Below are 12,986 nucleotides of genomic sequence, written 5' to 3' on the forward strand. Positions count from 1 at the left end.
ACACATTAGAGAAACATATGAATTCAAGTGTCTATTAATTACGACCATAGAGACTCAATTGGGACAGGTTTCCCGGTATGATATCCCTGCAACCACTCTATTCCCATCGATATTAGCATTTGTTTTATTTCTTCATTTTCAACAAATTCCGCGACAACTTCCAGACTTTTAAATTTAGCCGCTTCACAGAATGACATGACGATTAGTCGGTCAAACTTATCTTCAACAACATTGCGAATAAAGGAGCCATCTATTTTCAGTATGTCGACATCTAATGTTTTTAGACGAGAGTAACTGGATGCTCCTGTACCAAAATCATCAATCGCAATTTGGCATCCCAGTTTGCGTAGCTCCTGCAGAACACGGGATGCATTAATACTATCGATAATATCTGACTCTATGATTTCAAATATTATGCGATCAGGACGTATTAAATAGTTCTTTAAAAGAACATTCAGTCTATCCAGAAAATCTTTTCTACATAGCGACTGAGGTGTCAAATTGATGGAGAAACGAGTCTCAGATTCAGTTTTATTTATGGATTGCATAAATTGAAATGTTTGTTCAATAACGGTCAGATCTACTTCCGCAAGCAATCCTGCTTCTTCAGCCACTGGTAGAAAAGTATCCGGGAAGAATATCTTGTTATTGATTGTCTTCATTCGAATAAGAATTTCATAATACTGGCTGCTGTTTTTAGTTGAAACTATTGGCTGAGCAACGAGCATAAATGATTTACGGTCTATCGACTTTTGCAGAAGATGGCGTATAGCTCCCGAACTGATGGTTTGATCACCGGGGGATATGACATTAAGTGCTTCAGCTTTACCTTGCTTTAGCGATTCATAAGTACGGGCATTAAGCTGGCCCACGACATAAGAAAGGTTATTGATGCATTTTCCGTATGCCATGTACGCGATGCCAAAATTGAGGCCCAGCTCCATTTCTTCCCATGAAAAACGGAAAGATGACATCGCTTTATAGTAAGGATGAATAATATTGTCATCAACTTTGTTAAGGCGCAGAAGAAGCCCATATCCAGGGCTGTAATACATTTTTTCATTATTCAGAAGCAATGGGCTTAAATAAGAAGAAACAGCCTTAACGAATTCGAAGCGAAACATTATTCCATGAGTTTGTGTTAGCGTGTTTAATTCTGGACATTGAATAATACATAACCCAGCATGTGGGTAACGAACTATATCATTTTTTAAAGCAAGAAGATTAGGTAAACCAGTGTGGGGCTCTGATAAGGAAATTCTCTTGAGGCTTCTTATATATTTTAAAATGCGTGTAACCAATACACCAACAATAACAATTGTTAGTGAAAATGTAAAAATCATAGAGCAGGTTAAAGCCAAATGGCTAACATAATGACTAAAAGTAAACTCATTGTTTATTGATATGTAATTATCAATGTAGTCACTCAATAAAATGAGCATGACGACCCAAAGAGGGGACATTAGTGCATGGCCGAGACAAATTGCCCCCCAGAGCATTACCGGTAAAAGCCATACAATAGTGTAATCTGTATATATTAAAGTATCGCCTTGTAAATAAATCAGACAATACATGATTCCGACTACCAACAATGCCCAGAGTAATTGATAAATTGCCCGCGGCCCAGAAGTGATTAATTTTTTTAATTGTTTTAAGTAATTGAAAAACCATAGCGGCTGGTAACAAGCCCTAAGAATGAGATAACAAAATGGGGTGCCTGTAATACAGGATGTCAACATCCATTGCACATTAATCAGTGTGGGGATACTAAGAATATTGACTTCTGATATGAAATGAAATTTTAGTAATAACCACTGTTGAATGACTGTAAAAATAAGGGTGTTAAAACATATCAACCAAAGTATGCGCTGGGCACTAAGGCTACTGCGTCCGAAACTTACGGCCCCACGCTTACCAGCAGCATAAAAATAGACTTTAGTACTGATTAAAGCCGCTATGAGTTGAGATATTGTGCCAAGGAGGTGGGGTAAAGGCTGTGTATGAACACTATACAGGGCAAACAAAATGAGAACAGGAATTGCTTTTTTGTTATACAAAATGAGCAGCGCGGAAATTACTGGCAACGTGAGATCGTAGAGCCTGATAGTTGTACCAGAAATCTCAATGCTATTACTCAGTTTATCCGCAAATGAATACAGAAGAGCAAATGAAAGGCAGAGCACGATGTATTTTTTTAAGTTTTCAGGGCGTGCCAAATGCATCAATGGAAAATTTTTCCATTGATTGAATACTGTACTTTTGCTGATCTTTGAGTTTCTTTTAGTTAACTCAGTTTCCATGACCACAGGTGTGTACATTTTTACAAGAAAACTTCTAAGCCCCATGGTACTTACTCTCAATGATTTACTTTTCGATTATAAACAGTCTAATGATAGCCATGAGGTTTTAATCTTATCCGTGATTCATTCAACAAACACTAAACCAATAAGTTGCTATTAATTTTCATATAAATTTTAGTAACTAGTCAAACGGAATATATGATTAACCAAAAACAAATGTTATTAACATGCTGCGAATGTTGTTTTATGATGCTTATATGTTTTATTAAAGTTTAAAAATGAGTTGATATATTTTCATTGAGTAATAGTGTGAAGCATAAGTAAGTGAATTGAAAATATATCCAGAAATAGACATTTCTTTAGCAAGGTTAGGATTCTAATACATTCCTCAAGTCACCTGATGTCTTGAGCAACTAATTATTTATCGCCCTGTTCTTAAACAATCGTCAAATTGCGTTAATACTTTATCCATTTCTTTTGAGTAAGGAGTTTGTAAGTTTAGCTTTAAATAAGGAATCGGTTTATTAAACCAGACATCATGGATCTTACCAAAATCTGGTGATTTTCTAATTTTACAAAGACTCTGATTTACCAGTGACTTAAATTCTTTGTCATCGTGCGGCAGTAGTATGACAAAGAACTGTGGTTTCCCAACACCTTTATCGCTAATTGAAAATAAATTTTTATCGCTCTGAGCCTCAATGATTTCTTTTAATGAAATATCGTTGATAAAAGCAGCCGATGTTTTGCCACTGCGCATCAGTTCAAAAGCTTTTTCCATGGTTGGAGTCGTAATAACGAATAAATTGAGATTCAACTCACGATTGGCCTGGTTAAGCGCAAGAGCATCAACTGATCCCGAAGTTACACTAACAGTATGACCCGCTAATTGATCAATGGATGATATCTTTTTGTTCTTTAAAGTTGCGAATCGTGTATATGAATAAGTATAGGGGCTTGAATAGTCTGCAATCGTTTTCCATTCAATAACGTTAGCATTAACTGAACAGATCATATCTACCTTTTTCTCACGCAATAATTCATCTCTTTCTGGCAGATATTTGTTCTCAATATAATTAACTTTTAAATCCGGTATGTTCAGATGTTTGCTAATATCACTAACGATAACATTACATAAATCGATAACATAACCAACAACTTTGCCATCCGATGCTACATAAGAAAAAGGTGGGGCATCACGATAGGCGATGTTTATTTGATGAGTTTTTGTGATGCTCTCTATTGTCTTTGAAAGCTGAGCTTGAGCAACAGAGACAAACAGCCCAGAAACAAGAAAAACACACATATTTAACCAATTGAATATTTTAGCACTGCTGTTTTTATTAAGTAAAACTTTGTTATCGATATTCATATAGGATGTTAATTTTATGTTTTTTATAAGAAAAGATCATAGGTAATTATATGTTTCTAGTTATACACATAAAGCATGCTGTTGCCAATTTCATTATAACGAATCAGATAGTTCCGAGGAGTGATTTAGTATGTTTTAAATACATTGCGATCATTTAATGGTCAAGTTATTTCAATGTGTTAACAGTGTTTTGTGAGATTAAATAATCCATGGAAATAATTTTACTGGTTGGTAAAAAATAATAAATGATGAACTCGTTAACTATGCTCAATTAATTTTTTAGATTTATGTTAATAGGTGTGGGGCAGTGTTTTCATTAATAGTCAAATCCTGATAAAGATGATGCTTGAGAGAGTTGGTCACTATTTCACTGTGCGCACTTAGATTAAGAACTTGTTTGTCTGACTTCCTGCTGGCATTATCCTGAGCAGGGATTAACGGAGCGTTAATCGCAAGTATTTGATTTTGAATTAAATGACTCGGGGTGCCCTTCTTTGTGAAGGCTGAGAAATACCCGTACCACCTGATCTGGATAATGCCAGCGTAGGGAAGTCAGATGCCTGTCAGGTCATCCCTTCTTCACGCCGGGCAGGAGCTTTTAATATGCAGCCTGACCTGCTACCCGGCCACCTTGCCGCGTCGGTTTTACACAATTTACATCAAGCTTCTCCTTTGGTTCACTGCATGACTAACGATGTGGTGCAGAATTTTACCGCCAACGTGTTGCTCGCTATTGGCGCGGCTCCGGCAATGGTCATTGAGCCAGAAGAAGCCGCACAATTTAGCCCTATAGCCTGCGCTCTACTCATCAATATCGGCACACTCACCTCTGAGCGCAGTACCGCAATGCTTGCTGCCATTCATGCTGCGAACCAATCTTCTATCCCCTGGGTGCTCGACCCCGTGGCCGTCGGTGGCCTGGAGTTTCGTACACAATTTGCACGCGCGATCCTTGAATTAAAACCGGCCGCAATTCGTGGTAATGCGTCGGAAATCATGGCGCTTGCGGGCGAGCACTGTGGTGGGCGAGGTGTGGACAGTACTGAAGAGGCGCTTTCAGCTCTACCCGCGGCACTTAAGCTTGCCCAGATTACTGGTGCGATTGTTGCGGTAACAGGTGAGGAGGATTACGTCACCGATGGGGAAAATGCCTGGAGCATTGCCGGTGGCGGCGTGTTGATGACGCGTGTTGTCGGCACAGGATGTGCACTTTCCGCAGTTGTTGCTGCCTGTTGTTCATTGCCTGGCTCCCGGTTAGACAATGTCGCTTCCGCCTGCCAGTTTATGAAATGTGCTGGCGAACAGGCAATTGCTGCAAGCCGCGGGCCTGGTAGTTTCACTCCAGCCTTTCTGGATGCGCTTTACGCACTAAATGCGGAGGCTCTGGTATGAAAGGAGTTAAACGCATTAACGCGCTAACTATTGCAGGAACCGACCCAAGTGGTGGCGCGGGTATCCAGGCTGACCTTAAAACGTTCTCGGCTTTGGGCGCGTATGGCACCAGCGTTATTACCGCGCTGGTTGCACAAAACACACGTGGAGTGCAGTCGGTTTATCGTATCGAACCGGCGTTTGTCGCAGCCCAACTTGACTCTGTGCTGAGTGATGTTCGAATCGACACTGTCAAAATCGGCATGCTGTCAGAAACAGATATTGTTGAAGCCGTGGCCGAGAGGTTGGCATTTTACCAAGTCAAAAACGTGGTGCTTGATACGGTCATGCTGGCGAAAAGTGGCGACCCGTTGCTTGCTCCTTCTGCTGTAGAAAGTTTACGTCGCAGGTTATTACCGCAGGTGGCATTGATTACCCCGAACTTACCCGAGGCAGCAGCTCTGCTGAATACGGTACACGCTCGCAACGAACGTGAAATGAAAGAGCAGGGCGATGCGCTGCTGGGGATGGGTTGCAAAGCGGTGTTGATGAAAGGCGGGCATCTTGATGACCCCGAAAGCCCGGACTGGTTGTTTACTCGAAGTGGAGCGCAGCGTTTTACTGCACCACGTGTGCAAACGCGTCATACGCATGGTACGGGCTGCACACTGTCCGCCGCACTTGCGGCACTTTATCCACGCTATAACGACTGGCCTCAAACTATCACAGCGGCGAAAAAGTGGCTGTCTCAGGCATTAGAACAAGCGGATTCGCTTGAAGTTGGGCAAGGAATTGGGCCTGTTCATCATTTTCACGAGTGGTGGTAATGGTGTAAATCTCCGCCGGGCATAAAACGTTACACCATAAAACAAACCGATAGTGCTCCCGTAGGTGGCGAATACCGTGAGTCACGGCCAGGATTATGTCTGCCTGTTTTAACAAAAGCAGGCCAGGAGAATCCATCCTCAGCGGGCAGGGTGCTCGCTGAATTTACGGGAGCGTATTATGACTGATATTGCGCAGCTGCTTGGCAAAGACGCCGACAGCTTGTTACAGCATCGTTGTATGACTATTCCGGCAGACCAGTTGTATCTGCCTGGTTCGGATTATGTAGACCGCGTGATGGTGGATAACAACCGCCCGCCAGCGGTGCTACGGAATATGCAAACGCTGTACAACACCGGGCGGCTGGCTGGCACCGGCTACCTTTCAATTTTACCTGTCGATCAGGGTGTGGAACATTCCGCTGGCGCTTCGTTCGCCGCAAACCCTCTCTATTTTGACCCGAAGAATATTGTCGAGTTGGCGATTGAAGCGGGCTGTAACTGTGTCGCTTCAACCTATGGCGTGCTGGCATCGGTATCGCGACGTTACGCGCATCGCATTCCTTTCCTCGTCAAACTTAACCATAACGAAACGCTCAGTTACCCAAATACTTTCGACCAGACGTTATATGCAAGTGTTGAGCAGGCGTTCAATATGGGCGCGGTGGCAGTGGGGGCGACCATTTACTTTGGTTCGCCAGAGTCACGCCGCCAGATTGAGGAGATCTCGGTTGCATTTGAACGCGCACATGAGCTGGGGCTGGTCACTGTTCTTTGGGCATATCTGCGTAACCCGGACTTTAAAAAAGACGGTGTGGATTACCACGTAAGTGCCGATCTCACTGGCCAGGCAAACCATCTGGCCGCCACTATTGGTGCGGATATTGTGAAGCAGAAAATGGCCGAAAATAACGGGGGTTACAAGGCGGTAAACTTTGGATACACCGACGACCGCGTGTACACCAAACTGACCAGTGATAACCCCATAGATCTGGTGCGTTACCAACTGGCCAACTGCTATATGGGTCGCGCAGGGTTGATTAACTCGGGTGGTGCCGCTGGAGGTGAAACCGACCTGACAGATGCAGTGCGTACCGCTGTCATTAACAAGCGTGCGGGTGGCATGGGGCTGATTCTGGGCCGCAAAGCCTTTAAGAAATCTATGCCTGAGGGTGTTAAGTTGATTAATGCTGTGCAGGATGTGTATCTGAACAGCAAAGTGACTATCGCCTGATTTTCTGCGTATTGCTGGCGGGTTAGCGCAGCGACGCCCGCCGAAAACTTCCCCAAATCCATCAGTTACCTTCATCACAGTTCCATAACATTTTGTGAAAAGCATCACGCCCCCCTGGACATATGTCCAAAAAATCACGCGCATTTAAGCACCTTTGAACGAGGCGGAGGTGAATTTTTACGCATAGAGTAAGTGATGAAACGCTGTTTTAAATTAACAAAGGGACAATAACAGCCGTGAAAATAGAATCCGTAAACGTAACCGTTTTTACTTACCCAACCCGCCGAGTTTCTGACAGTGCAGGCCATTCTCACCCGGGTCCGGAAAGCCTTGCGAAAATGGCGATGCTGACGATCACCACCGATGAAGGTGACTGTGGTTACTCTTTCGCGCCACCGGAAGTGGTGCGCCCTTATGTCGTCAATGCCTTCTTCCGTAAAGTTCTGGTCGGGCAAGACCCGTTTAACCGCGAGCGGATCTGGCAAGACCTGGTGCACTGGCAGCGTGGCAGCGCACACCAACTTACCGAACGTGCGCTCTCGTTTGTTGAGCAAGCACTGTGGGATTTAATTGGCCGCAAACTGAAAGTGCCGGTCTACAAATTGCTTGGTGGATTCCGCGACAAAGTGCCGGCTTACGGCAGCACCATGTGCGGCGACGAACTGGAAGGCGGTTTATCTACGCCAGACGAATTCGGCCAGTTCGCTGAAAAGCTGGTCGCTCGCGGCTATAAAGCCATCAAACTTCACACCTGGATGCCACCGGTTGCCTTCGCTCCAGACCCAAAAATGGATGTTAAAGCCTGTGCCGCCGTGCGTGAAGCCGTTGGCCCGGATATCGATTTAATGCTTGATGGCTACCACTGGTACAGCCGCAGTCAGGCGCTCTACATTGGCAAGGCGCTGGAAAAACTCAACTTTGCCTGGTTCGAAGAGCCGATGGAAGAAGAGAGCATGGCGTCTTACGTCTGGCTTTCTGAGAACTTATCTATCGACGTTGTCGGGCCAGAAAGCCTCGGCGGCAAACACCATAGTCGTGCAGACTGGGTAAAAGCGGGCGCGTGCGACATCCTGCGTGCGGGGGCGAACGGCGTTGGTGGCATTTCACCAACCATGAAAGTTGCTGCTCTTGCTGAGTCCTTCGGCATGGACTGCGAAGTTCATGGCAATGGTGCGGCAAGCCTCGCAGTAGTGGGCGCAATTCGTAATTGCCGCTGGTACGAGCGTGGTTTACTGCACCCGTTCCTTGAATACGATGAGCCAGCAGCGTACCTGAACAGCATCGTTGACCCGATGGATGCCGATGGTTTTGTGCATTTGCCACAGCGTCCGGGCCTTGGTGAAGACATTAATTTCTCGTATATCGAAACGCATACCGTAAGCAAAGACTAACAGCCGTAAAAATAATAAGCCCGGCGCGAAAGACGCCGGGGAATACTGACCCTACAAAACGGTATCTATCATGAATCGAAGCTCCCGACTGGGGGCGTGGCTGCTCACGCTCCTGTTCATGTTCGGTAGTAGCTCGGTGATGGCGAAAACGCCACCTGACCAGCTGATCATCGGCATGAATATGAATAACCTGCTCACCCTCGACCCGGCCGCCATGACCGGTAACGAAGTGGTGGGACTGGTGGTAAACCTCTATGACTCGCTGGTGGAGTTAGACCCGGCGAAACTCACCAACGTGCGCCCGGCACTGGCAACCTCCTGGGATATCTCGGAAGATGGCAACCGCCTGACGTTCCACCTGCGTGATGGCGTGAAATTCCACTCTGGTAACGAACTCACCGCAGAAGACGTGGTGTGGTCAATGCGCCGCGTTTTACACCTCAATTTGGCGCAGGCATCAGTATGGAAATCCTACGGTTTTAGCAAAAAGAACGTTGATGAGCATGTCAAAGCACTGGACGCTTCAACGGTTGAAATCACGCTGCCTAAAGCCAACGACCCACAGCTGGTTATCTATTCGCTGGCCGCACTCGGAAGTATCGTGGTGCTGGACAGTAAAACGGTAGAACAGCATGTACAAAACGATGACTGGGGCAATCGTTGGCTGACGACCAACGAAGCGGGTTCTGGGCCATTTAGCCTTGATGTGTGGCAAGCAAAAGATGTATTGCGTATGAAGCGTAACCCGGATTACTGGCGCGGCGCGCCTAAACTCTCCCGCGTGGTATTCCGCCACTTCCAGGAGTCGCAAACTTTACGGCTGATGATCTCCAAAGGCGATCTGGATATTGCCAGCAACATGGCGGTATCTGACGTAAACGCCTTGCGAAAAGATCCCGATTTGACCGTCGATGCCGTAAAAAAAGGCACCATTTATTACGTTGCCATGAGCATGAAGGAAGCGCATTTCGCCAACCCGAAAGTGCGTGAAGCTGTGCGTTATCTGATTGATTATCAGGGTATCAATAAAGCATTGATGCCGGGATACGGCGTGCTGCATCAGCGTCCAATTCAATCAGGTATGCCTGCAACGCTTCCGAACCCAGGCTATGCGCTGGATATTCCACGGGCCAAAAAACTGTTGGCTGAAGCTGGTTATCCTGACGGGTTTGATACCACGCTGCGCGTGTTGGCGGACCAACCCTTCCTGAATATCGCGATTGCGGTGCAATCCACGCTGATGCAGGCGGGAATCAACGCGAAAATCGTAACCGGCACGGGCAACCAGATTTACGGCGCAATGCGCGAGCGTAAGTTCGACATGTTGGTTGGGCGCGGCGGCAGTGGCGTAGAACCGCATCCACATTCCAGCCTGCGCTCTCTGGTCTACAACCCGGATAACAGTGACGCGGCTCGTCTGACTAACTTCCAGGGTTGGCGTACCAGCTTCTATGACAAAACGCTGAACCAGCAAATCGATAAAGCTCTGGTGGAGCGTGACCCAACTAAGCAGCGTGAAGAGTATCAGGCGATTCAGACCCGTTATGACGAGTTGATCCCTGCATTATTGCCGCTTTCACAAATGGTGGATTCGGTGGTGGTACGCAACGAAGTGCAGAACTACCAGCCGCACCCATCAGCCACCACTTTCCTGCGTGATGTTTATAAAACGCCTGCTGCTGAAAATGGGGAGAACAAAGGATGAGCATGATCTTGCTGGCTCCGGGCGGCCGTGTCCGGCGTTTTTCAAAGCGCTTAAGCCAGGTGCTGGTCACCTTGTTTGGGTTACTGCTGCTTACCTTCTTTATTGGCCGCGTCATGCCAATCGACCCGGTGCTGGCGATTGTCGGCCCGGATGCAGACCAAAGCACTTATCAGCAGGTTTATCACCAGTTAGGGTTTGATCAATCGCTGGCTACTCAGTTTTGGATTTACCTTGGTGGTTTGCTGCATGGTGATTTGGGCAATGCGCTGCTGACTGGGAAACCGGTGGTTGACGATATTCTGCGTGTCTTCCCGGCAACGCTTGAACTGGCGACGGTGGCGATTATCGTCGGTGCGGGCCTTGGTATTCCGCTTGGCGTCTGGGCAGCGGCTCGCCGTAACAGCGTGGTCGATTACGCCGTGCGTATCATCAGTCTTGCGGGTTATTCCACGCCGATTTTCTGGGTTGGGATGATGGGACTGCTGCTGTTCTACGCCTGGCTGGGTTGGGTGGGCGGCGCAGGGCGTATTGATTTAGGCCTCGATGGCATTGTGCCGCGCCGTACAGGTTTGCTGTTAGTGGATGCGTTGCTGGCGGGAAACAGCGCGGTGTTCTTTAACGCGCTAAACCATCTGATTCTTCCGGCTTCTCTGCTGGGCTTCCATTCGCTGGCCTATATCAGCCGCATGACGCGCAGCTTTATGCTGGCTCAACTGTCGCAGGAATTCATTATCACCGCACGCGTCAAAGGGCTGACCGAGCGCCAGGTTATCTGGAACCACGCGTTCCGCAATATTCTGGTGCAGTTGCTGACGGTGGTGGCGCTGGCCTACGGCTCTTTATTGGAAGGGGCGGTGTTAATTGAAACTGTGTTCTCGTGGCCGGGTTTTGGTTCTTATCTCACCGGTAGTCTGCTGCTTGGCGATATGAACGCGGTGATGGGTTGCGTGCTGGTGGTGGGAGTGATCTTTGTGTTGCTGAACCTGCTGTCCGACATGCTCTACCAACTCTTTGATCCGAGGACAAAATCATGACTGTCTCCTTTGGAACACCACAACTCACCGCCGCCGACGAGCGTTCATTACGCTTCAAACGAGCCGGTCTGCGGGCTGTTGGGTTTATTGGCAAAATGGCGCGCAATCCACTGACGGCGATTGGGGGAGGGATTGTTTTCCTGTTGTTGCTGGTGGCAATTTTCGCCCCATGGATAGCGCCTTTTAACCCGCTGGTGCAGGATTTGAATAACGCGCTAACCGCACCCAACGCCACGCACTGGTTTGGCACCGATGAGTTTGGTCGCGATATTTTTAGCCGCCTGGTTTACGGCTCACGCATCACGCTTTACATCGTATTACTGGTGTCGATAACCGTAGGTCCGCTTGGCTTGCTGCTCGGAGTGACCGCCGGTTACTTCGGCGGAAAAGTCGATATGGTATTGATGCGTGTAACCGACATCTTTATTTCGTTCCCAAGTCTTGTACTGGCACTGGCATTTGTTGCGGCACTCGGCCCCGGCCTTGAGCATGTTGTGATTGCAATTACGCTCACAGCCTGGCCGCCGATTGCTCGCCTTGCGCGTGCGGAAACCCTTTCATTACGACAAGCTGACTTTATCTCTGCCGTCCGCCTGCAAGGGGCTTCACCGGTTCGTGTGCTATGGCGTCACATCGTGCCGCTGTGCATGCCGTCGGTGATTATCCGCATTACGATGAATATGGCGGGCATCATCCTGACTGCCGCAGGTCTGGGCTTCCTGGGCCTTGGCGCGCAGCCTCCAGAGCCGGAGTGGGGCGCGATGATCTCCAGCGGGCGCACTTACATGATGGAGTGCTGGTGGGTAGTAACGATTCCGGGGCTGGCGATTTTAATCAACAGTCTGGCATTCAACTTCTTGGGAGATGGCTTACGTGACATCCTCGATCCTCGCAGCGAATAACTCGCCGCAACTGCTTGATGTACGCGACTTGAATGTGACATTCGTTAATGGTCGCCAGCAAACCCACGCGGTGCGTGGTGTTTCATTCCAGCTCGGGCGCGAGAAACTAGCCATCGTTGGCGAGTCCGGCTCCGGGAAATCCACAGTGGGCCGCGCGCTTTTGCAACTTCACCCTAAAAAAGCGCAGATCACCGCCGATCGTATGCAATTTGGCGATGTTGATCTGCTCAATGCTACTGACGCACAAATGCGCAATGTGCGTGGCAAACGAATTTCCATGATTATGCAGGACCCGAAATACTCACTGAACCCGGTGATGTGCGTGGGGGATCAAATCGCTGAAGCCTGGCTGACGCACCACCGCGTCGGCCATAAAGAAGCGAAGCAGAAAGTGCTGGAGATGCTGGAGGTGGTGCGCATTCGCCAGCCGGAGCGCGTCTATAACCTCTATCCGCATGAAGTTTCCGGCGGCCAGGGGCAGCGCATCATGATTGCCATGATGCTTATCACTGACCCTGAAATGGTCATTGCTGATGAACCGACTTCAGCACTCGATGTTTCAGTGCGCCTGCAAGTGTTGGCGCTGCTCGATGATTTGGTACAGTCGCGCGGGCTGGGGCTGATTTTCATCAGCCACGACATCAACCTGGTGCGCAGTTTCTGCGATCGTGTGCTGGTTATGTATGCAGGGCGCGTTGTGGAATCTATCGCCGCAAATGATCTCGATAATGCGCAGCATCCCTATACTCAAGGGCTTATCAGTGCCTTGCCGGATATGGATATGCGCCGGTCACATCTACCGGTTCTACAGCGCCAGGCTAGTTGGCTAACGGAATAAGGAGCAACGTATGTC

At 47.8% G+C, this 12,986-nt stretch carries 10 protein-coding genes and 1 riboswitch; of the genes, 8 read left to right on the plus strand and 2 right to left on the minus strand.

The window, feature by feature from the left end:
• Nucleotides 1-38: 38 nt before the first annotated feature.
• Together EDF88_RS14355 and EDF88_RS14360 are read right to left on the minus strand one after the other, a co-directional pair.
• Complete coding sequence (locus tag EDF88_RS14355; protein ID WP_134185337.1) at nt 39-2,345, minus strand: EAL domain-containing protein; 2,307 nt, start codon at nt 2,343-2,345, stop codon at nt 39-41.
• A gap of 376 nt (nt 2,346-2,721) precedes the next feature.
• Nucleotides 2,722-3,672, minus strand: a complete 951-nt coding sequence (locus tag EDF88_RS14360) for a transporter substrate-binding domain-containing protein (protein ID WP_134185338.1) — start codon at nt 3,670-3,672, stop codon at nt 2,722-2,724.
• Nucleotides 3,673-4,142: 470 nt separating this feature from the next.
• A riboswitch (TPP riboswitch) is annotated at nt 4,143-4,239 on the plus strand.
• Nucleotides 4,240-4,275: 36 nt separating this feature from the next.
• Here EDF88_RS14360 and thiM point away from each other — a divergent pair.
• The 8 genes from thiM to EDF88_RS14400 all read left to right on the plus strand — a co-directional run bounded on the left by thiM (nt 4,276) and on the right by EDF88_RS14400 (nt 12,971).
• Nucleotides 4,276-5,064: a hydroxyethylthiazole kinase gene (gene thiM / locus EDF88_RS14365; protein WP_134185340.1), complete on the plus strand. Its 789-nt coding sequence runs from the start codon at nt 4,276-4,278 to the stop codon at nt 5,062-5,064.
• Nucleotides 5,061-5,870, plus strand: a complete 810-nt coding sequence (gene thiD / locus EDF88_RS14370; RefSeq protein ID WP_134185342.1) for a bifunctional hydroxymethylpyrimidine kinase/phosphomethylpyrimidine kinase — start codon at nt 5,061-5,063, stop codon at nt 5,868-5,870. Before thiM ends, thiD begins: the two co-directional genes overlap by 4 nt.
• Nucleotides 5,871-6,048: 178 nt before the next feature.
• Nucleotides 6,049-7,101: a class I fructose-bisphosphate aldolase gene (fbaB, locus tag EDF88_RS14375; protein WP_134185344.1), complete on the plus strand. Its 1,053-nt coding sequence runs from the start codon at nt 6,049-6,051 to the stop codon at nt 7,099-7,101.
• 236 nt (nt 7,102-7,337) lie between these two features.
• Entirely contained in the window at nt 7,338-8,492 is a 1,155-nt protein-coding gene (locus tag EDF88_RS14380; protein WP_064512349.1) for a mandelate racemase family protein, read from the plus strand.
• A gap of 70 nt (nt 8,493-8,562) precedes the next feature.
• Entirely contained in the window at nt 8,563-10,197 is a 1,635-nt protein-coding gene (locus EDF88_RS14385) for an ABC transporter substrate-binding protein (RefSeq protein ID WP_134185346.1), read from the plus strand.
• Complete coding sequence (locus EDF88_RS14390) at nt 10,194-11,231, plus strand: ABC transporter permease (protein WP_064512345.1); 1,038 nt, start codon at nt 10,194-10,196, stop codon at nt 11,229-11,231. Before EDF88_RS14385 ends, EDF88_RS14390 begins: the two co-directional genes overlap by 4 nt.
• On the plus strand, nt 11,228-12,133 hold the full coding sequence (locus EDF88_RS14395; RefSeq protein WP_064512343.1) for an ABC transporter permease: 906 nt from the start codon (nt 11,228-11,230) through the stop codon (nt 12,131-12,133). Before EDF88_RS14390 ends, EDF88_RS14395 begins: the two co-directional genes overlap by 4 nt.
• Nucleotides 12,105-12,971 (plus strand): ABC transporter ATP-binding protein, encoded by an 867-nt coding sequence (locus tag EDF88_RS14400; RefSeq protein ID WP_134185348.1) that lies wholly within the window; start codon nt 12,105-12,107, stop codon nt 12,969-12,971. The genes EDF88_RS14395 and EDF88_RS14400 overlap by 29 nt, the downstream gene beginning before the upstream one ends.
• Nucleotides 12,972-12,986: the final 15 nt, after the last annotated feature.

It is taken from the genome of Buttiauxella sp. BIGb0552, from assembly GCF_004366275.1.
Classification (GTDB): Bacteria; Pseudomonadota; Gammaproteobacteria; order Enterobacterales; family Enterobacteriaceae; genus Buttiauxella; species Buttiauxella gaviniae.